General features: G+C 60.0%; 19 protein-coding genes and 1 pseudogene. 6 read left to right on the top strand and 14 right to left on the bottom strand.

Features of this window, described 5'->3' with window-relative positions:
* The 7 genes and pseudogenes from AAAK34_RS04365 to AAAK34_RS04335 form a co-directional block, all read right to left on the bottom strand.
* Positions 1–828 (bottom strand): annotated as a pseudogene (locus AAAK34_RS04365) (ABC transporter permease); the annotation flags it as partial.
* Positions 825–1,802, bottom strand: coding sequence for an ABC transporter permease (locus AAAK34_RS04360; protein WP_231695303.1), 978 nt, complete (start codon positions 1,800–1,802; stop codon positions 825–827). The pseudogene AAAK34_RS04365 and the gene AAAK34_RS04360, both read right to left, overlap by 4 nt.
* A gap of 27 nt (positions 1,803–1,829) precedes the next feature.
* On the bottom strand, positions 1,830–3,497 hold the full coding sequence (locus AAAK34_RS04355) for an ABC transporter substrate-binding protein (RefSeq protein ID WP_231695304.1): 1,668 nt from the start codon (positions 3,495–3,497) through the stop codon (positions 1,830–1,832).
* An 89-nt stretch (positions 3,498–3,586) separates the two neighbouring features.
* A complete protein-coding gene (locus AAAK34_RS04350) occupies positions 3,587–3,736 on the bottom strand; it encodes a hypothetical protein (protein ID WP_431777792.1) in 150 nt (49 codons plus the stop codon).
* Positions 3,721–4,962, bottom strand: a complete 1,242-nt coding sequence (locus AAAK34_RS04345) for an aminotransferase (protein ID WP_431777791.1) — start codon at positions 4,960–4,962, stop codon at positions 3,721–3,723. The genes AAAK34_RS04350 and AAAK34_RS04345 overlap by 16 nt, the downstream gene beginning before the upstream one ends.
* A gap of 45 nt (positions 4,963–5,007) precedes the next feature.
* Positions 5,008–6,042 carry a histone deacetylase family protein gene (locus tag AAAK34_RS04340; protein ID WP_231695306.1) on the bottom strand — a complete coding sequence of 345 codons (1,035 nt, stop codon included), beginning with the start codon at positions 6,040–6,042 and terminating at the stop codon, positions 5,008–5,010.
* Between the two features lie 206 nt (positions 6,043–6,248).
* Positions 6,249–7,277 carry an AraC family transcriptional regulator gene (locus AAAK34_RS04335; protein WP_231695307.1) on the bottom strand — a complete coding sequence of 343 codons (1,029 nt, stop codon included), beginning with the start codon at positions 7,275–7,277 and terminating at the stop codon, positions 6,249–6,251.
* 464 nt (positions 7,278–7,741) lie between these two features.
* Here AAAK34_RS04335 and AAAK34_RS04330 point away from each other — a divergent pair, with 464 nt between their 5' ends.
* The 4 genes from AAAK34_RS04330 to AAAK34_RS04315 all read left to right on the top strand — a co-directional run bounded on the left by AAAK34_RS04330 (position 7,742) and on the right by AAAK34_RS04315 (position 12,286).
* On the top strand, positions 7,742–8,506 hold the full coding sequence (locus AAAK34_RS04330; protein ID WP_431777790.1) for an IclR family transcriptional regulator: 765 nt from the start codon (positions 7,742–7,744) through the stop codon (positions 8,504–8,506).
* A gap of 122 nt (positions 8,507–8,628) precedes the next feature.
* The gene (locus AAAK34_RS04325) at positions 8,629–9,777 is read left to right on the top strand and encodes an acyl-CoA dehydrogenase (protein WP_231695309.1); all 1,149 of its coding nucleotides are present in this window, start codon (positions 8,629–8,631) and stop codon (positions 9,775–9,777) included.
* Positions 9,778–9,797: 20 nt separating this feature from the next.
* The gene (locus AAAK34_RS04320) at positions 9,798–11,885 is read left to right on the top strand and encodes an acetate--CoA ligase family protein (RefSeq protein WP_231695310.1); all 2,088 of its coding nucleotides are present in this window, start codon (positions 9,798–9,800) and stop codon (positions 11,883–11,885) included.
* Entirely contained in the window at positions 11,882–12,286 is a 405-nt protein-coding gene (locus AAAK34_RS04315) for an alpha/beta fold hydrolase (protein WP_431777789.1), read from the top strand. Before AAAK34_RS04320 ends, AAAK34_RS04315 begins: the two co-directional genes overlap by 4 nt.
* Here the strand turns inward: AAAK34_RS04315 and gcvA are convergent.
* Positions 12,204–13,145 (bottom strand): transcriptional regulator GcvA, encoded by a 942-nt coding sequence (gcvA, locus tag AAAK34_RS04310; RefSeq protein ID WP_231695311.1) that lies wholly within the window; start codon positions 13,143–13,145, stop codon positions 12,204–12,206. The genes AAAK34_RS04315 and gcvA overlap by 83 nt on opposite strands.
* 158 nt (positions 13,146–13,303) lie before the next feature.
* On the opposite strand from gcvA, the gene AAAK34_RS04305 reads away from it, so the two are divergent.
* Together AAAK34_RS04305 and AAAK34_RS04300 are read left to right on the top strand one after the other, a co-directional pair.
* Positions 13,304–14,233, top strand: coding sequence for an SDR family NAD(P)-dependent oxidoreductase (locus AAAK34_RS04305; protein ID WP_231695312.1), 930 nt, complete (start codon positions 13,304–13,306; stop codon positions 14,231–14,233).
* 17 nt (positions 14,234–14,250) lie between these two features.
* Complete coding sequence (locus tag AAAK34_RS04300) at positions 14,251–15,108, top strand: MaoC/PaaZ C-terminal domain-containing protein (protein WP_231695313.1); 858 nt, start codon at positions 14,251–14,253, stop codon at positions 15,106–15,108.
* A gap of 147 nt (positions 15,109–15,255) precedes the next feature.
* Here AAAK34_RS04300 and AAAK34_RS04295 read toward each other — a convergent pair whose 3' ends face one another.
* The 6 genes from AAAK34_RS04295 to AAAK34_RS04270 form a co-directional block, all read right to left on the bottom strand.
* The gene (locus AAAK34_RS04295) at positions 15,256–16,032 is read right to left on the bottom strand and encodes an enoyl-CoA hydratase-related protein (RefSeq protein ID WP_231695314.1); all 777 of its coding nucleotides are present in this window, start codon (positions 16,030–16,032) and stop codon (positions 15,256–15,258) included.
* A gap of 21 nt (positions 16,033–16,053) precedes the next feature.
* A complete protein-coding gene (locus tag AAAK34_RS04290) occupies positions 16,054–17,196 on the bottom strand; it encodes an acetate--CoA ligase family protein (RefSeq protein WP_431777788.1) in 1,143 nt (380 codons plus the stop codon).
* Positions 17,112–18,224 carry a CoA-binding protein gene (locus AAAK34_RS04285; protein WP_431777787.1) on the bottom strand — a complete coding sequence of 371 codons (1,113 nt, stop codon included), beginning with the start codon at positions 18,222–18,224 and terminating at the stop codon, positions 17,112–17,114. Before AAAK34_RS04285 ends, AAAK34_RS04290 begins: the two co-directional genes overlap by 85 nt.
* Before the next feature lie 5 nt (positions 18,225–18,229).
* Positions 18,230–19,129 carry a nitronate monooxygenase gene (locus AAAK34_RS04280; RefSeq protein ID WP_231695316.1) on the bottom strand — a complete coding sequence of 300 codons (900 nt, stop codon included), beginning with the start codon at positions 19,127–19,129 and terminating at the stop codon, positions 18,230–18,232.
* 260 nt (positions 19,130–19,389) lie between these two features.
* Positions 19,390–20,223: a Bug family tripartite tricarboxylate transporter substrate binding protein gene (locus AAAK34_RS04275; protein WP_431777786.1), complete on the bottom strand. Its 834-nt coding sequence runs from the start codon at positions 20,221–20,223 to the stop codon at positions 19,390–19,392.
* 53 nt (positions 20,224–20,276) lie between these two features.
* Positions 20,277–20,420: a hypothetical protein gene (locus AAAK34_RS04270; RefSeq protein WP_431777785.1), complete on the bottom strand. Its 144-nt coding sequence runs from the start codon at positions 20,418–20,420 to the stop codon at positions 20,277–20,279.
* Positions 20,421–20,455: the final 35 nt, after the last annotated feature.

Below are 20,455 nucleotides of genomic sequence, written 5' to 3'. Positions count from 1 at the left end.
CCCCTGGCGTCGACGAGGACTCAATGCCTGATTGAGGGCGTCACCGAGTAGATTCAGACCCAGCACCGTGATGAAGATAGCCACACCCGGCACCGCCGAGAGCCACCAACTCTGAAGCAGCGTGGTACGGCCGGCGCCAATCATGAACCCCCAGGTGATCATGCTTCGATCACCCAGCCCCAGAAAACTGATGGATGATTCCAGCAAAATGGCAGTAGCCATCATCAGGGATGCAGCCACTACGATCGGTGAAAGAGTGTTGGGAAGAATCTGCCGGAACACGATGCGTGTGCTGGACTGTCCCCCCAACACCGCAGCCTTCACGAAATCACGCGTTCGCAGCGAGAGAAACTCGGCTCTTACCAGTCGCGCCACGGATGGCCAGGAAATGACACCGATGGCACCTACTATCGAATAAATCGACGGGCCGAAAATCGCCACCATGAGCAGCGCCAGCAGAAAGCCCGGAATGGTCTGAAATATCTCGGTGAAGCGCATGATGACATCGTCCACCCAGCCACCGGTATAACCCGCGACGGCACCCAGCACCGTGCCCACCAGAACCGCTACCGCCGTGGCAATGAGCCCGATCAGAAGCGAAACCCTCGCACCATGCACCACGCCGGCTGCCACGTCGCGACCCAGCATGTCCGTACCGAAGGGGTAGCCCGGGCTGAAAGGAGGGAGGCTGGGGTCAGCCACCATGGCCCAGGGGTCTCCTGGATAGAGCCAGTCGGCACCCAAAGCAAGCGCGAATATGATCAGCAGCATCAGCGCCCCTATGGCCCCTGCCGGCTGGCGAAGCAAGCGGTTCAGGAAGTCTTTCATTTCTGCAACTCGATGCGTGGATCTGCGATGCTGTAGAGAACATCGGCGACCAGGTTGAAGATCACCACCATGACGGAACTGACGAAGAACACAGCCAGCAGCAGGTTGTAGTCGCGCTGGAACAGCGCATCGAATGCGAGGCGACCAATGCCGGGCCAAGCAAAAACGGTTTCGATCAATACCGATCCGCCCATGATGTGACCGGCCTGCAAAGAGACAAAGGTGATCACCGGTAGCACGGAGTTGCGCAGAATGTGACGACGCCACACCCGCCCCTCGGGCACACCCTTGGCGCGCGCCGTCTTGACGAAATCCTGGTCCATCACTTCCAACGCGGCAGCACGCGTTACACGGGTGTAAATAGCCACATAGAACAGGCCAAGCGTAATAGCCGGCATCAAAAGATGCCTCGCAATATCCAGAACGGCTTCCCAGCCAGTGAGATCGGCACCTACCGTGCTCATTCCATAGGGCGGCAGCCAGCCCAGCTTCATTGAGAACAGCACAATGGCCAGCAGTCCGATCCAGAAAAGAGGCATGGCGAAGAAGACGAGCGAACCAGCCGTGATGACTGTGTCGAGCAACGTACCCGCGCGCCTCGCAGCAGCAATACCCAGAGTCACCCCTACAACAACTGAGAAAAAGAAGGCGCTGAGGGTCAGCAGCAACGTGGCAGGCAACTTCTCCAGGACGATCTCTTTCACCGGCCTGCTTTCGCGGTAGGACTCACCGAAGTCGAAACTTAACAACTGCTTCATGTAAGTGAGCAGCTGCACCGGCACCGGCTTATCCAGGCCGTAATCCTGGCGGATCCGTTCGACAAACCCGGCGTCAACCGCACCCGCCTCACCGGCGAGAATGGTGGCCGGGTCACCCGGCGCAGCACGAATCAGCGCAAAATTGATCGCGATGACGCACAGAATGACCAGCACCGCCTTGACGGAGCGCCGGGCAAGAAATAGAAACCGGTCCATGCAGGGCCTATGAAATCTCAGAGGGTTTTATTTGCCTATCCACACGTCGGCAAAGTTCTCGTTCATGCCGAGGCCGGTGCTGATCAGGTTGTTCACCTTGGTACGGTAGACGGTGGGCATCACCATCTGATGAGTCCAGAGAATGGGCAAGTCCCGAGACAGAATTTTCTGAATCTGAGAGTAAAGCTTGGCCCGCTCAGTCTTGTTCGTCTCCCGCTCAGCCTTGATGAGCAAGGCATCGACCTCTTGATTCACATAACCGTCGACGTTGGCGGCTGAGCCACGGTTGAGCTGATTGGTCGAAAGATACGTCTGGTTCACACCGATCGCCGGATCACCGAGCAAGTAGACAAAGTTGTAGGCCAGATCGAAGTCACCTGAAGAAATTCGCGAGGCCCAGCCAGGCACGTCTGTTGCCACAATGGTGGTCTTGATACCCACGGCACCCAGTCGCTCGCGAGTGAACTCGGCCAGACGCTGCCAGGTTTCGCCATACGGAAGCGGCAGCAGTCGCAGGGTCACGCGTGTGCCATCAGGTCCGGGCTTGAGACCCATTTCATCGAGCAAAGCCTTAGCACGTGCCGGGTCGTACGAATACTTGGTCTCCACCGAGGTATCGCGAAACGCATAGCCACCGGGAAACGGGCCGTTGACGGTTTCGCCGAAAGTGGAGAACAGGTTCTTGATGATGAATTGGCGATCAATAGCGTGCGCAATGGCCTGCCGGAAGCGCAGATCATCAATAGGCTTGTTGCGCAAGTTCATGTTCAGGAAGCCCACGGGCTGCAGAAACTCCCAGCCCGCCTTGGTCAGGCTCACCCCCGGGGCTGCAGCAAGGCGTGCGATCTCGAAATTCTCGACATCACCAGCTCGAATGGCATCCACCTTCCCGCTCTCAAAGGCGATCGAGCGGCCCACAGCATCAGGCACGATATGGAAGAAAAGGTTATCCAAATGAGGCTTACCCTTGTCCCAGTAATCAGGGTTTTTCACCAGCTTGATGAAAGCTCCCCTGCGCCATTCGGCGAGCTTAAAGGGACCGGTGCCAACGATGGTGTTGTTAACCGACGTTGTCCGATAGTCGGTCACGCCCTCATAGACATGTTTGGGCATGATGGTTCCACCCGTCGCCTCGAAGATATACATGAAGGCGGGATAGGGATTCTTGAGAGTGAACACCACGGTCAGGTCGTCCGGCGCCTCAATGGAAGCCGTCTGCTCCATGATGAGCTTGGTGCGCGCGAATGTCGCCGGCAGATACTGCTTGAAGCTGAACAAGACATCCGCCGAGGTAAAGGGCTTTCCGTCGTGCCATTTCACACCTGGGCGCAGCTTGAAGGTGTACACCTTTCCATCGGGAGAAATGGTCCATGACTGGGCCAGACGCGGAATAGGCTCCAGCTTGGGTGACAGCGAGATCAGGCCTTCATAGATCTTGCTTCCCACAAACGAGCTGGGCCCAAGTTTGGAGTTGCCCAGGTTGATCCCTGGCGGCTCGGGATTCACGATGAGATTGAGCGTACCGCCGCTACGTGGCGCCTGAGCGAATACAGCACTGGCGAGCAATGCTGCGCCCGCCGTGAAAACCAGTTGCCGAAAAACTCTCCGGGCCATCGCTCCGGTCCTTGGAAGCAGCCCCAGCCTCATCGTCTGTCGACGCTCGTGATGCGAGGACGCATTTTTGTCATTCATCATGTTTGCCTCTCCTGTGTCAAGGGTTGCGCTCATTGGGCTCGGCCACACCGGCCTGGCGGTGATGGCAGCCCATCTGCGGGCAGGAACCGTCACTGTTTGACGCCAAACTGCGTTTGGGCCTCATCGAGGGCCTTGGTCAGCCCATCCACCAGTTCATCAATCTGCTGACGCTCACTGATCAACGGTGGGCACAGGGCAATGCAATTGGTGATGGCACGCACAATCACGCCGTGCTCCATCGCCTTGTTCTGGATCCAGGCGCCAATGGCGGCTTCCGGGGAAAAGGCTTCCTGGCGGCCTTGTCGGCAGTGATTTCCACGGCTGCAAGCAAGCCCCTGCCACGCACCTCACCCACCAGCGGATGGTCAGCCAGCTTGTTCAGGCGCTCGAAAAAGTAGGGAGAGAGCGCCTGAACATGGTCCGTGATCTTTCTCTCTTGATAGATCTTGATGGTCTCCAGCGCCACGGCCGCCGCCACCGGGTGCGCCGCGTACGTCAATCCGTGGGCAAAAGCGCCGATCTTGCGGCTGCCCGCCTTCAGGACCTCGTTGATCTGGTCCGTCAGCAAGAGCCCCGAGATAGGCAGATAGGCGCTTGACAGCCCCTTAGCCACCGTCATCATGTCGGGCTTCAGGTTAAAGGTATCGCTTCCGAACATCTTCCCCGTGCGACCGAAGCCACAGATCACCTCATCCACAATGAAGAGTACGTCGTACTTGCGCAAGATCGCCTGAACGCGCTCGTAATACCCCTCAGGCGGAACGATGACACCTCCTGAACCATGAATCGGCTCGGCAATGAAGGCGGCCACGGTTTCGGGGCCTTCCTTGAGGATCATCTGCTCCAGGTTGTTGGCCAGGCGCTCGGCGAACTGATCCTGGCTCTCTCCAGGTTGGCTGAAATGGTAGTAACTGGGGCAATCCGTGTGCAGGACCTGCGGGATGGGCAGGTCAAAATCCTTGTGTACGTGCACCAGACCCGTCAAGCTTCCGGAAGCCACCGTAACACCGTGATAGCCATAAAGACGTGAGATGATTTTCTTTTTCTTCGGCCGGTTCAACTGGTTGTTGTAGTACCAGACCAGCTTCACCGCTGCATCATTCGCCTCAGAACCGGAATTGGCAAACAGCACATGGTTCAGCCCCTCCGGCGCTATGCCAGTCAGCGCTTCAGCAAGTGCAATCGCAGGTGGATGCGAACGGTGATTGAACAGGTGGTAGTAGGGCAGCGCGTTGAACTGCTTCATGGCCGCATCGACCAGCCGCTTTTCCGAGAAACCCAGCGCCGTGCACCACAAACCGGACATGCCCTCCAGGTATCGGTTGCCGTTCTCGTCTTCTACGTAGCAGCCGTCACCACGGGTGATCACTACGGGTCCGCGCGTGTCGTGCGCATCCAGATTCGAATAGGGGTGGACGACGTGTGCGACGTCCTTTTGCCAGTTGGCGCTGCGGGTAGTGCTCATGAAATTTTTTCCCTCGTGTCGTGAGATCAATCAGTTGGCGATGAATCAGTTGGCTTTGCGCATGCGCATGAAACCTTCAAGAAAAGCGTCCAGGTTCTCTCCGAGCTTCTCTACGAGATAGCCACCTTCCTGGACCAGCACCACTGGGCCGCGATAGGCACCGATACGTTCACCAGCGCCACGGAATCCCTCGGTGCTCACAGCCAGATCGGAGGACGGATCCCCCTTGAAAGGATCGAAACCCAGCGACACGAGCAACGCCTTCGGTGCATATGCCTGGATGGAGGCCATTCCTTGGTCAATCGCGGCCAGCCATGCGGGGTCCTCTGATTTCAACGGCAAGGGCAAATTCAGATTGCACCCCTCGCCTTCTCCTTCCCCCGTTTCATCGGCGTAGCCGGCGTAGAAGGGAAACAACACGTTCGGGTCGCCATGCACCGAAACAAAGTGCACGTCGCCACGCTTGTAGAAAATCGATTGCGTGCCATTGCCGTGGTGCGTGTCGATGTCCAGAATCGCAACTCGGCCAAGCTCACTGGCCATGTAATGGGCGGCAATCGCCACGTTGTTCAGGTAGCAAAAGCCACCGCCGAAATCGGCATAGGCGTGATGCCCAGGCGGACGGCACAAGGCATAAGCTTCGCGCTCGCCTTCCAGGACCAACTTGCTTGCCTCCAGAGCGGCGTGCGCAGAGCCCACGGCAGCCGTCCATGTTCCCTCGGTCATAGGCGAAGAACCACCGGCAAGGTAGTACCCCACCTGCCCCTGAACGCTCGAAGGACGCCGACGCGAGCTGTAATGCGCGAAAGCATGCGGGTGGATCACAGGGGTCGCATTCGGCACCTGTCGCCAACGCTCGTGAGCAGTTGACAGGAACTCCAGATAGCCAGCATCGTGCACAGCGGCAATCCATTCCTGCCCCCAACCCTGCGGGGACACTTGTTCATGACCTTGGGCGCATAACTGCTTGAGCAGCGTCTCGGCGCGTACTGGCGCCTCGAGATTGGGCGCCATCGTTCCGCGCACCATGATGTGCTCGGGCGCGTGCTGGTGGTGTAGAGCAGAGTAAGTGAACTTCACAGCCTATTCCTGATGAGTTTCATCTAGCGTATCCAGAGCTACAAGAATTGAATTGACCGATCACGACAATCCGCAGTTGCCTCGTGCACGAAAAAGACGCAAGCCAGCAGCCAGCAGCCAGCAGCCAGTGCTGGCATGACGATGCCGCCTGGAGTTCCCGCTGCTTATTTGAGTGAGGCGCTCTGAGTGGGTCGCTCGACAGGGACTCAGGCGATCGCCAGCGCCGCTTGTCTGAAAGCCCGGGGGCTCTGCCGGGCGTAGCCCCTGAAGGCCCGCGTGAAAGCACTGGTTTCGCTAAAGCCCAGTTGCTCGGCGATGTCCGTCACGGGCAACCGGCTTTCGGTCAACATGTGCTGGGCAGTTTCCATACGCACCTGAACGAGCAGCGACTGGAAACTGATGCCAAGCTCCTTCAGCCGCCTTTGCATGGTGCGCGGCGTCACGCCAAAATCAGTCGCCGCGTGTTCCAGCGTCACCTTGCCTCGGCGCACGACATGCGCCATCCAGGAGCGCAGAGCATCCTCCAACAGTTCTGGCTCATTGCAACTTGGCATGAGACGCTCCAGGTGCCCACAGAAGTCGGCATAGCGCTTGGCGTCTGCGGAGGGGATGCGCTGATCCAGCAAACGCGATGAAAAGCAGAGCGAGGTATTCTGCGCCCCGAACACTACAGGTGCCTGGAAGAAATTCCGATACGCCTCCTGGCTGTTGGGAGCGGGCACAGCTAGCGTCACCTGTTCCAGAGCCCATACCTCCCCTACGGAGCGACGCAAGGAACGGCTCACCTTACCCAGGGTGTAGGCAGCATCCTGCAGCCGGTCGCCCACGGTCGGATCGTGAATGTCATAGATGAGACGCGAAGTTTCCGGCTCATGGACCAGAGCCACGCGCGTCCCCGTCTGCCCCGCGGGAAAATAGCGCGCCAGAGACTGCAGCGCATCCCCCACGGTTGGAGCGTACAGGAAAAGATCTCCAAAAATCGAGTATGGAGCCATCTGCTCCGAACTCGCCATTTCCAGCCCTAGATGGCTCCGCCCGCTTTGTTCGGCGGCACTGGAGAGCATGCGCGTGAACCCCAACAGAGACGTCTTGCTCCCCTCTGCGGGCAGCTTGAGCGGCCAGCTCGGCAAAGCACTGCGCGTAGGCCGTCCATCGCGAAGCAGGCTATCCATGAGATGGGTCGCGAGGCGATTGGCTTCAGCGCTGATCGCGCCCACTACGAGTCGAATAGTCATGACAGCAGGTTCCGGTTTAACAATGAGCGGTCGACCACTCCCAGATAGATCCCCGGGGAATGTCCTTCCTTGAAACCTCATGCATCTGGCTTGCCGAACAGCGATCCGCCGCAGGCCAGGCCGGCACGGGCTTGAATGCATTCATTTACCCAGCTAGCCAGCACATGTTGGTTTAAGAACGTGTTTACGATCTCCTCACGGGTCCGTTGCGTCCGAAAAACCGCGTCTGCGGCGTTGAAAATACTCGCGATACCACGAGGTATCCCTGCGTTTTTCGCCTTGCAGCCACAGCTTTTCGAACACAACTGCCCTCGCGCAGAGATCGTAAACACGTTCTAAGGAATTACATCCCCAATTTCCATAAAATGGAACTGCTGTTTTATAATTTGCAAATTCGTTTTCCACATTAGGGCAAACCCCGGAGTTCGACCGCACCCGCTTCTGCAGCACAATCGTGGCCAACTATGAACAACACATTAGTCAAGGGCCTAGCCATCATTGAGCTGCTCGCACACAGCGGCCGGACACTCGGTTTGACCGAGATCGCCAGCGCACTCGATCTTGGCAAGAGCAACGTGCACCGGCTGCTGCAGGCACTTGCCGAGACACGCTTCATCATCCGAGACGAACGCAGCGGCCGTTACGGCGCCTCCATCAAGCTCTGGGAGTTAGGCTCGGCGGTCCTGTCCAAGCTCGATTTGCGCATGTACGCCGAGCAGGTCATGGAAAAATTGCTGGCCAGCACCCAGGAAACCGTGCACCTTTCTGTCCTCGATGGCGACGAAGTGGTCTACGTGCACAAACTCGACAGTCCAAACCCAGTGCGCGCCTACTCACAAATCGGCGGCAGGGCAAAGGCCCATTGCGTGGCCACTGGTAAGGCCATGCTGGCCTTCCAGTCACCTGCCATGCTGGAACGCATCTCGCATCAGTTGCTCGCACGCACCTCCAAAAGCGTCACCGATCCTCAGCAGTTCCTTCAGGAAATGGCGCGCGTGCGCACTCAGGGTTATGCAGTCAACAAGGGCGAATGGAACGAAAATGTATGCGGCATTGCATCACCTGTCACCGACGCCAGCGGCCAGGTGATCGCCGCACTCGGTCTGTCAGGTCCAAGGGAACGCTTCAAAGCCGCGCAAATAAAGATCTTCGCGCCATTAATTGTGGAAGCCGCTGCAAACGTGTCCCATCAATTGGGCGCATGGAGCACCTTGCAGGATCAACGCTGAATTTTTGTCAGCCCCAACACAATGGAATGACAAATTCTCATGTCTTCCATCGAATCGCGAAGTCCTCTAAGGCGCCTCATTCATGCACTATCACGGTCAACTCATCCCACTTGGAACTGACCATGAATTTCGAGCTCAGCGAAGAGCACCAGTCATTTGCAGACTCCGTTCAGCGATTTGCAAAAGATCATTTGGCTGAAGGCGCTCTAGCGCGTGCCCATTCGGAGCAATACCCCTGGGAAACCGCCAAACTTCTGGCTAAACAGGGTTTGCTGGGTATAGCCTTTCCGGAAGCTGATGGCGGCCAGGGTGGCACGCTGATGCATGCCGTGCTGGCGATTCAGCAGGTCGCGCTGGCTTGCCCCAAGAGCGCCGACATCGTGCAGGCTGGCAACTTCGGCCCGATCCGCACTTTCGTCGAATATGCCACCGCCGAACAGAAGGAACGCTTCCTGCCGGGCATGCTGGCTGGCCAGAAGCTCATCTCGCTGGGCATGTCCGAGCCAGACGCAGGCTCGGCCGTCACCGACCTGAAAACCAGTGCCCACGAAGACGGCGACAGCTACGTCATCAACGGCAGCAAAGTGTTCTCCACGCACAGCAGCGATGCAGAGGTGTACCTGGTGTACGTGCGATTTGGCCCTGGCGTGGGCGGGATCGGCTCCATTCTGGTCGAGCGTGGCACGCCCGGCCTGATCGTGGGCGAACCCTCCTCGTTCATGAATGGCGAGCGCTGGTCGCAGCTTTATTTTGATAACTGCCGCGTTCCCAAGCGCAACCTGCTGCTCGGAGCGGGCGGCTTCAAGAAACAGATTTCCGGCTTCAACGTGGAGCGCCTGGGCAACGCCTCGCGCGCGTTGGCCCTGGGCCGATACTGCTTCAATCAAGCTCGCGAGCATGCGAAGATCCGTACTCAGTTCGGCAAGCCATTGTCCGAATTCCAGGGTCTGCAATGGAAATTTGCCGACATGGCCATGAAGCTGGAACAGGCCCAGCTGATGCTCTATCGCGCTGCCATGGAGGGCGAGACTGGCCTGCCTTCGGCGCAGAGCACGGCGATGGCCAAGCTCGCTTGCAACATGGCCGGCTGGGAAGTCTCCAACGAAGCCATGCAGGTCATGGGCGGTCTCGGGTTCAGCCAAGAATCCCTGGTCGAATATTGCGTTCGCCGCACACGCGGCTGGATGATCGCCGGCGGCTCCATCGAGATGCTGAAAAACCGCATAGCCGAAGGCGTTTTCGAGCGCACGTTCTCCCAGCGCGCTAGCTGAGCAGATAGACCAACACTGGCATGACTAACCGCTTACCCCCTGAGAACCTCACGTCCGCGTTGCTGACTCCCCGCAGCGTAGCGCTGGTCGGCGCCTCCGACGACCCCACCAAGACGGCCGGCCGGCCCCAGCAATTCCTGCGCAAGGCTGGTTTTCAGGGGCGAATTTATCCTATCAACGCCAAGCGCGCGACCGTACAGGACACACCCGCCTGGCCGAGTCTGGAAGCCCTGCCGGAAGTCCCGGATCAAGTGTTCGTGATGACACCGACGGAGTCCGTTCTCGACGTCGTGGGCCAGTGCGTGAAGCTCGGGGTACCTTTGGTCACCGTGCTGGCCAGTGGTTTTTCAGAGTCTGGGCCCGAAGGCGTTGAGCGTGAGAACGCTTTGCGTAAGCTGGTGGCTGAAAGTGGCACGCGCCTATTGGGCCCTAGCAGCCTGGGCGTAGTGCAGGCCAGCAGTGGCCTGATGCTCACTGCCAATGCTGCCTTCGCCGAGCCAGACGTGCCTGCTGGCCGCCTGTTCGTAGCCTCGCACAGTGGCAGCATGCTGGGCGCCCTGGTCTCACGCGGCAAGGCTCGCGGAGTAGGCTTCGCTGGCATGGTTTCGGTCGGCAGCGAAGTCGATCTTAGTATTGGTGAAATCTGCGAGTCGACGCTGGACAATCCGTCCATTGACGGCTACTTGCTCTTCATTGAGAGCTTGCGCCATGGCGCCCAGCTCCAGTCCTTCGCGCGTGAGGCGGCCCGACGCGGCAAGCCAGTAATCGCCTACAAACTGGGCCGTTCATCTGCCGCCGCCGAAATGGCAGCCACTCACACCGGCGCTATTGCCGGCGAAGATGATGTGGCGGACGCATTCCTGAAAGACTTGGGTATTGCCCGTGTTGATCAGTTCGAAACCTTGCTGGAAACGCTTCCGCTGGCCCGACGCCTGCCCCTGGCCACATCCGGCTCGCCTCGAAAGCCACTGCGTGTGGGCGTCGTCACCACCACCGGCGGCGGTTCGGCCATGGTGGTCGATCAGCTCGGCGTACGCGGCATTGACGTCACACCAGCGACGCCAGCCACACTGGAGCGCCTGGCGGCCGCCGGCGTAACCGCATCACCCGGTCGCGTGCTTGATCTGACCTTGGCTGGCACGCGATACGACGTCATGAAAGCCGTGCTGGATGTCCTGCTGGAGGCACCGGAGTTCGACCTGATCGTCAGCGTAGTCGGGTCTTCCGCCCGATTCCAGCCCAATCTGGCTGTACAGCCCCTGCTCGACAGCGCCCACCACCCGCGCCCTCTGGCTGCCATGCTGGTACCGGACGCACCGGGTGCACTGGCCATGCTGACCAGCGCTGGTGTGCCCTGCTTCCGCTCGCCGGAAACTTGCGCGGACGCCATCGCAGCCGTGGCAGCCCGGCGCCCGCTCGGAACACCTGCTGCACCTCAGCCAGCACCCTCCGTGGCACCCCGCCCCATCAGTGAGGCGGATGCATACGGCGTTCTGGATGCATTGGGGGTTCCGCACGCTCCGGTCATGAAGGTCGATCTGAGCGCTCAGGCTCCGGCGCTGGCCTTTGACTTTCCCTTGGTGGCCAAGGTCTGTTCAGCGGAAATTCCTCACAAGACGGAAGTCGGCGGCGTCGTGCTGGGCATTCAGGACCAGACGGATCTGACCGCAGCGCTGCAAACTCTTCAGAAGAACCTCTCGGAGCGTGCTCCGGGCATTGTGTGCAACGAGGCCCTGATCCAGCCCATGGTCAAGGGTCTGGCGGAGGTGCTGATCGGTTACCGCGTCGATCCCGAGGCCGGCCCCATCGTGATGCTGGCTGCCGGCGGCATCTGGGCCGAAGTCGCCCGCGATCGCAGCATCCGCCTCGCCCCGGTGAGCATCGAAACGGCTCGCGAAATGGTCGACGAGGTGCGTGCGCTGGCGACCGTTCGTGGCTTGCGGGGCAAACCCAAGGGCGACCTGGAGGCCCTGGCAGCCGCAGTGTCCGCACTGTCACAACTGGCCGTCCGCCCCGAATTCGGCATTACGGAAGCTGAGGTCAACCCCATGCTGGTTATGCCTGAAGGTCAGGGTGTGATGGCAGTAGATGCACTTGCACTGAAGTGACCTCCCTCAGGACACCACCCGGCAGCCCCTTGGCTGCGCTGGCCGCAACCGCGCGCCGCGAAGATGTGCGTACGGACACCGGAACCGTGGCCTGGCGCGCCTGGGGTAGCGGACCGCCGCTGGTGCTGTTGCATGGCAGCCATGGCTCGTGGCGTCATTGGGTGCGAAACATTGAGGCACTGGCAGCCCAGCGAACCGTCTGTGCTCCTGACATGCCAGGCTACGGGGATTCAGACACCCTCGCCGGAAACCATTGCCAGCCGGAATACCTGGACCGCCTGATCAGCAGTTCAACTAAGTCCCAGGGTCGCCCCCTTCCTACGGAGACGGCAGCCCGGCCCCATTCTGCGCCAATTGCCGCTCCAGCACCGGCGCACAAACCGACAAGAGCCAATCTCTGAAAACGCTCACCTTTCGAGTCTCTCTTTGCGCCTGGGGGCGAACCAGATAGTACGCCTGGGGACGCAGCAACGGCTTTTCGAAAGGGCGCACCAAGTGGCCTGCCGCAAACTCGCCGGCCAGCAGCTCCGACTGACCAATGGCCGTGCCCAACCCATCCGCCGCAGCTTGCCACGAAAGCAGTGTGCTGCCGAAATCCATGCGCTCTGCCTCAGCCGCTTCGGCCGTCAGTTCACTCGCTCGCAGCCACTCCTCCCAGTCATTTCGCCGGTAACGCGACACCAGCAAACGCTGGCGCAGCAATGAATGCGGATACTTTGGATTGGGCGCATGGAGCGCCAGAAACCTTGGCGAGCACACCGGCTCCATCTCGTCGTGAAAGAGCAGATCAGTTTGCACGCCCTTCCAGTTTCCGTCTCCGAACTGGATCGCGGCGTCCACGGGGTCGCGGTCGAAGTCCACATCCGGCACGTCGTTGGAGATGCGCACTTCGATGCTGGGATGTTGCGCACGAAATTCCGCCAGCCTTGGGATCAGCCACTTGGCCGCGAAGGTGGTGTAGGTACGCAAGCGCAATGGGCCCTGGTTCGTTCCCTTTGTCAGGGTCTTGGTGGCTTCAGCGATCATCTCGAAAGCCGGCAAGACCTGACTCGCATAACGCTCGCCGGCACGCGTCAGCGACACGCCGTGACGCTCACGCCTGAACAGCTGCACCCCCAGGTAATTCTCAAGCACCACAATCTGTCTGCTGGCCGCGGACTGCGTCACGTGCAGCTCTTCCGCCGCCTGTGTCAGGTTCTGCGTTCTCGCGGCGACCTCGAAGACGCGCAATGGATTCAGGGGCGGGATACGTCGGCTCATGAGCAAGCCTTGAAGAAGGGGGGCAGGGGAATTCCTAACATGAGTTTTTATTATGTCAGACGGTTGAAAAAGCAAGGCTTGCCCCCGGCGCACGGCCGCAGAATCGACACTGAACCTTTCCCGTCAGTTTTTGACCGCACATACAGAAGGCAAGTGCCATGACCTCGAACACCCAATTGCTCAAGGATAAAGTAGTCATCGTGACCGGCGCCGGCGGCGGCGTCGGCAAGGGCGTCGCTCTCGAAGCGGCCCGCCAGGGCGCCCTCGTCGTCGTCAATGATCTGGGCGTCTCGCTCGGCGGCGAAAGCGTAGGCACCTCGCCGGCTGAAGAAGTCGTCGCGGAGATCAAGGCGGCTGGCGGCCAAGCCATCGCCGACGGCGGCAGCGTCGCTGAATGGGATTCGGCCAGCGCCATTGTCGAGCGCGCTGTGTCCACCTTCGGTCGCATCGACGCCGTCGTGCATAGCGCCGGCATTCTGCGCGACTCGATCTTCCACAAAATGAGCGCTGCAGACTTCGAGTCCGTGCTGCGCGTTCACCTGTTCGGTGCATTCAACATGGCGCGCGCTGCCGCCGGTCACTTCCGCGAACAAAACAGCGGCTCACTCGTCCACATGACTTCCACGGCAGGGCTGATCGGCTCGATCGGTCAAGCCAACTACGCCGCTGCCAAAATGGGCATTGTGGGGCTTTCTCGCTCCATCTCGATGGACATGGCACGCTTTGGCGTTCGCTCCAACTGCATTGCACCGCATGCCTTCAGCCGCATGATCGAGAGCGTGCCAGGCCTGTCCCCAGAGGAGCAGGAACGCTACCTGGAAAAGCGCCGCCAGACCACGCGTCCCGAGCAGATCGCGCCACTGGCCGTCTTTCTGTGCTCCGACGCTGCCAAGGACGTCAACGGCCAGATCTTTGGCGCCCGCGGCAACGAGGTTTACCTCTACAACCAACCCCGCCCCGTGCGCACCTTGCACCGCAGCGAAGGCTGGACGCCAGGCACACTCGCAGAGATGCTCGTGCCTGCTTTCCGCAACAGCTTCACGCCAGCCGAGCGCACCCGCGACGTGCTGGGCTGGGAAGCCATCTAAGCGAGGCGAATACAGCCATGCCTTTGAATGCCAACGTCCTGAAAGACTGGGTTTTCGAACCACGTCACCAGACCTACACTGATCGTGAGACCATGCTCTACGCTCTCAGCGTGGGCTTTGGTGCCGACCCGATGGAATCCCGTGAGCTGCCGTTCATCTATGAGCGTGACCTGAAGGCGGTGCCAACGATGGCTGCCGTGCTGTGCCACCTCGGAGCATGGAACACTGATCCGCGCACTGGCATCACACGCAACAAGGTCGTGCACGGTGAACAGCGACTCTCGTTCCATGCCCCGTTGCCTCCTGCCGGGAACCTGATTGCTCAATCGCGAGTGCTAGGAGTCGAAGACAAAGGTGCCGACAAGGGGGCGCTGCTCCATGTCGAGCGGGTCATCTCCAACGCAGACACCAACGAGCCTCTGGTCACCATCGTGCAGACTTCGTTCTGCCGTGCAGACGGCGGCTTCGATGGCTCATTTGGCCCCACCTTCACCTCTCACGTCCTGCCAGAGCGCGCCCCGGATCTGGTCGTTGACGCGCCGACCCGCGCCGACGCTGCGATACTCTACCGTCTCAACGTCGACCGCAATCCGCTGCATATCGATCCCGAGTTCGCAGCGCGCGCTGGCTTTCCCCGTCCCATTCTGCACGGTCTATGCACCTACGGAATCGGCGCCCGGATGCTCATCTCGCACTTGCTGGACTACAACCCCGATCGTCTGAAGTCTTTCGATGCGAGATTTTCGTCAGCGGTTTACCCCGGCGAGACACTCAGTTTCGAGTTCTGGCGCGATGGCGATGTTGTCAGCTTCCAGGCATTTGTCCGCGAGCGCGGCAAGAAGGTGCTGGATAACGGTAAAGCGCTGGTGCAATAACCTGAGCATTCGAGCGGAGATCACCCGCTCGATTTTCCGATCGCCGCACCCCGGCAAAAAGAGGCAGGAGCCTTCATGGCCCTGCCCTCTTCTGTCGCTGTGCACACCAACCGCCGGGAACTCCGGCCCGCCGGGCATCGACGACCTCTACCGCCCCACGAACTTTGCTGGCCGCTTGTCCTTGAAGGCAGCGATCCCCTCGCGGTAGTCCTGTGTCTGATGAATCTGGGGTTGCATCAGCGCCTCGTACTCCAGGAAGTGGTCCAGAGGAGGCGACAAAGAGAACTGAAACATCTTCTTGGCCATGGCCAACGCGTATGTTGGCTGCGCAGTCATGCGTTCAGCGAGCGCTTGCGCTTCGTTTTCGAGGTCTGCGTCGGCAACAACACGATTGACGATCCCCAATTCCAGGGCTTCTTGTGCAGAGAAGAAATCGGTCGTAAAGACCATTTCCCGTGCACGCGCCAAACCGATGAGCCGCGACAGAAAAAACACGGCACCCGAATCAGGAGCCAAACCACGCCTTGCAAAAATGCAGGAGAAGCGCGCGGTTTCAGACACGACGGCCATATCGCTGGCCAACATCATGCTCAGTCCGATACCTACCGTGGAGCCTCGCACTGCCGCAATCACGGGCTTCTCTATGTGATACAGCGTTTTGATCAGCGTGTGCGCATTGCGCTGCAAATTATTGCGTGCGCCCTTCACATCCTTTGGTGCCATACGCGAGACATCCGCACCTGCGCAGAAGGTGTCACCGGTGCCCGTCAGAATCACGGCACGCACCTCGTCATCTGCATCGGCCTCGCGAAAGGCATCCGTCAGTTGCTGGCGCATGTCGTTGGCCAGCGCATTCTTGCGCTCTGGACGATTAAGGACGATTCGCGCAATGGCGCCATCGCGCTGGTATTCAATTTCTGCCATGAAGTAGGCCTGGTTCAGGGTTCAGTGGAACTCTCGGGACGCCGGTGGTGCGGCGACCACGAGCGCATCTACGGCGACCGCACCTTGGCCAACCGGGTAGAGCAATACGGGGTTCAAGTCAATCTCCGCGATCTCTTCGGCATGCGCTGCCGCCAGCCGCGAAACAGACACCAGCAATGCTGCGAGCGCATCGACATCCGCCGGAGGTTCGCCGCGCACACCGTCAAGGATAGCCCTCCCTTTCAGCCGGCGGATCATCCCGCGGGCATCCTCCTGCGTCAGGGGCGCCAGCGCAAACGCTGTGTCGCGCAACACCTCTATGTGGATTCCCCCCAGTCCGAGCATGACCATCGGCCCGAAATCAGGATCGCGCACCACACCGACCACCATTTCGCGACCGGGTGGCATCATCTGCTGCACTTGCAAACCCTCAATGCGGGCATCGGGCATGCGGCTGCGAACGCGTCCAAGGATTCTTTCGCATGCTGAACGAACCTCCAGCGCGCTGCGCAGGTTCAACTCCACTCCGCCGGCCTCGGTCTTGTGCGCAATGTCCGGCGAGACGATCTTCACAGCCACGGGCCACCCGATCGATTCCGCCACCTCAGCCGCTTCCTCCGCCCCCGGCACAATCCGCTCTCGAGGCTGCGGCACGTGCCACGCATCAAGCAACTGGCGTGTCGTGGCCGCATCCAGAACTCCTGAAGGGAGCGCAGGCGCCTCTGCCGGAACGGAAACTACCTCGGTACGCTTCAAGCGCTCATTCGGCCAGCGTTCACGGAACAGCCGATACTCGTCCAGCACGCGCATTGCACGCGCAAAACCGGGCAGGCCAAGCTGCAGCCCCCCCACACGTGCCAGCGCCACCAAAGCCTCCGGCGAGGCCATCCCCGGGGAGTGAAACACCAATGGACGCTGATGCGCAGCATGCAGAGCCGCCAGTTCGGTCTCGATACCGGTGATACGCTCAGCGGCCACCAGCGACATGATGACCAGCCCGATATCGATACCGGGTGCCGTTTCCAGCAAGTCAAGAATTCCCAACAGTGTCCGGCCGCCATCTTCCACCACGCGCGCCGTCACATCCACCGGATTCTCGGGTGAACCATAGTCTGGCACGATCTCGACCAACCGCCGTTTGAATTCGGGCTCGAACTCGGGCACTTCGAGACCTGCTTGCTCGCATATGTCAGCCGCCCACCCCCGGCTCCACCAGAGGTGGTGACTATGGCCACTCTTCGTCCTGTGGGAAGAGCCCCCGCGCTAATGGCGGCGGCGATGGCCAGCATCTCATCTGGGGTGTCCACACGAATGACGCCATAGCGTTCAAAAGCCGCGTCATAGGCCGTATCGGCACCTGTCAGGTGCGCTGTATGCGACACCGCCGCACGTTGCCCCGCTGAGGATCGACCGATCTTGGCCACCACCAGCGCGACACCGGCATCCGCCGCCCTCGCAGCCACCGCCGCGAAACGCTCCGGATTGCGAAAACCCTCGACGAACATCAGAATGACGCGCGAAGTGCCACGCGCCACCAGATGATCCACCACCTCCAGCAGCTCTACGTCGGACTCGTTTCCGGTAGAGACCAAGTGGCGTATCGGCACATGTTCGCTCATAGCGCGGCTGTACAGCGCAAACGCCATAGCGCCCGACTGCGACACAATACTCACGCGCCCGCGCCGGGGCAACGATCCGACTGGAAGAGGTGGCACATGAATCAGCGTCGGGCTGAAGGTGGCCAACAGACCAGCCTCGGTATCAATAAACCCTTCAGCGTTGGGGCCGAGGATTCTCATGCCGCTTTCCCGCGCAAACGCGGCCACATGGTCTTGCAGGCGTTCACCAATAGGCAAGCCATTGGCTCCCGCCGTAAAAATGGCTGCCGCCCTGATACCCCGTGTGGCGCACTGAGCCAAAACCTCCATGATCTGGTCGGCCGCCACGGCGATCAAAGCCAGATCCACCGGCTCGGGCAGCGCATCGACACTTGGGTAGGCCTTCAGGCCCTGTATGACTTCGCTGCTCGGGTTCACTGGGTAAACCGGGCCGTCAAAGCCTCCGACCAGCAGCTGTTGCAGCAGCCTGCCGCGGATCCTCCGCGTATCCTGCGAGGCGCCCACCACTGCAATGCTGCGCGGACAAAACAGGGGCTCGAGGGGCTTTAATTCAGAGAGAGGTGGAGTCACCATGTTGTTCATGCAAACCGCTTTCGCCATTCGTTGCGCGCCGACTCATATTCATCAACCAGCCGATCTACCAGTTCACCCGTTGCAGGAAGATCCCGAATATTCCCCACGCCTTGGCCGGCTCCCCAGATATGCTTCCAGCGTGTTTGCCGATCGCCTCTGGCCCGAACTTCGGCGGCGTTCACTGTTGGCAGGTTGTCCGGGTCCAGACCGGCCGCGACGATGCTGGCCTTCAGGTAATTCGCCGGAATCCCTGAGAAATGCGGCGTGTAAATAATGTCGTTGGCGCTCGCGTCCACCAGCATGTCTTTGTATTCCGCCACCGCGCCAGATTCTTTCGTGGCAATGAAACGCGTCCCCATGTAGACCAAGTCTGCGCCCAAAACCTGCGCGGCGAGCACCGACCGGCCATCGGTAATGGCACCGGCCAGCACGATCAAACCGTCGTAGAAAGCACGCACCTCTCTCAAGAGCGCGAAGGGGCTCAAAGCACCCGCATGTCCACCCGCTCCGGCGCACACCAGGATCAGACCGTCAACGCCAGCCTCCAGCGCACGCCGCGCATGGCGTGCCGAGGTAACGTCGTGTAGCACCAGACCACCGTAGCCATGTACCGCCTGCACCACTGCCGCCGGATTTCCCAAGCTGGTGATCACCAGAGGCACTTTATGGTCGACAACTGTAGCCAGATCCGCTTCGAAGCGCTGGTCGTTGGGGCGAATCACCAAGTTGACGCCATGCGGTGCCACCGTACGGCCGGCAGCTCGATCGCTCTGCAGCACACTCTCGATGCGCGTCAGCCAGACGCCCAACTCCTCTTGGGGACGGGCGTTGAGCACCGGAAAGGTGCCCACCACGCCACCCCGACATTGCTCAATCACCATCTCGGGATTGGAGATGATGAACATAGGCGAGCAGATGACTGGCAACCTCAACGGGTAATGTGCCAAACGAGATCCCGAACTTATTGCTGTATCCATTGTGCTCGCCATGTTTGCGTGAATTGAAGCCTTAATTGGCAGAGCCCATGATCTTGGAAAGCAGGGGCGTCACCGTTTTCAGCTCAGTCTGAATACGCTGCTTCATTTCTCCGGGCGTGCCGCCAATGAGCACGTAGCCAGACGAAAGCAAATACTCCTTGTTGGCTTCAAGGGCTGCGTGAGCGGCTTTATTCAGGCGCGCGATGATGGCCGGGGGTGCCTGCAGGCGCCACCAGGCCCGTCCAGGTGTCGGCATCGTAGCCAGGCTGGCCCAGCACTTCAGCCACGGTGGGCGTATCTGCAATCAGAGGCAAACGCTTGGAGCTTCCGATTGCCAGCATCCGGTACTCCCCGCTCTTCACGCTTGGCAGCACGGAACCCACATAGGACCACATCATGTCAACACGACCACCACGGAAGTCAGTCACTGCGGGACCGGCACCTTTGTAAGGCACGTGCAAAATGTCCACACCCGCTGCATGCTTGAACATCTCACCGTTCTGATGAAGCGACGAGCCACTGCCAGCGGTTCCATAAGAAAGCTTGCCTGGGTTCTTTTTCGCGTAGTCGATCAGTTCCTGAACCGTCTTGAAGGGGGATGTCTTGTTGATCACCACCAGCGCCAATGGGGTAGCTACGAACTGCGAGATCGGCTCGAAGCTCTTCATTGGGTCATACGGCAACTTGGGGTAGATGGCTGGGTTCACCACATGCACGCCAGCCGTCGTGGACAAGATCGTGTAGCCATCCGGTTCAGCCTTGGACACCATCTCCGCACCGATGATCGCACCTGCCCCGCCGCGGTTCTCGACGATGATGGTTTGCCCAAGCTCCTTCTCCATCGCAAGTGCCATGCGGCGCGACACGACGTCGGTAGCCCCTCCTGGAGGGAACGGGACGATCATCTTGATAGGACGGGTTGGGTAATCCTGCGCCGAAACTGCCAGAGGGACAGCCAGCGATGCGCCGGCGAACATGGCCAGAATCGCGCGACGTGCGATCGATGTACGGGAAGTCGTCATGGAATGCTCCTTCGGAGGGTTAGATTTCTCTTCATGCCTTCTGCGACAAGCCGCTAAGCGCGGCCCAAGGCACGGTCATCTGAAACAGACGGGGGAAACGACACGCCAGCCGCACCAATCACCGCCGCACCCACATCGACGCGCGGCCCTTGGGCAACGTGTGGATCGCGACTTCCGATCTGGCGTTCTGCTTGCATTGCTGTCTCCTGCTTCTATTGAAGATGATGAGTCC

Source organism: Ottowia caeni, from assembly GCF_050821495.1.
GTDB classification, from domain to species: domain Bacteria; phylum Pseudomonadota; class Gammaproteobacteria; order Burkholderiales; family Burkholderiaceae_C; genus Ottowia; species Ottowia caeni.
The sequence above is the reverse complement of the archived record's forward strand: the minus strand, read 5'-3'. Positions and strand labels throughout refer to the sequence as shown.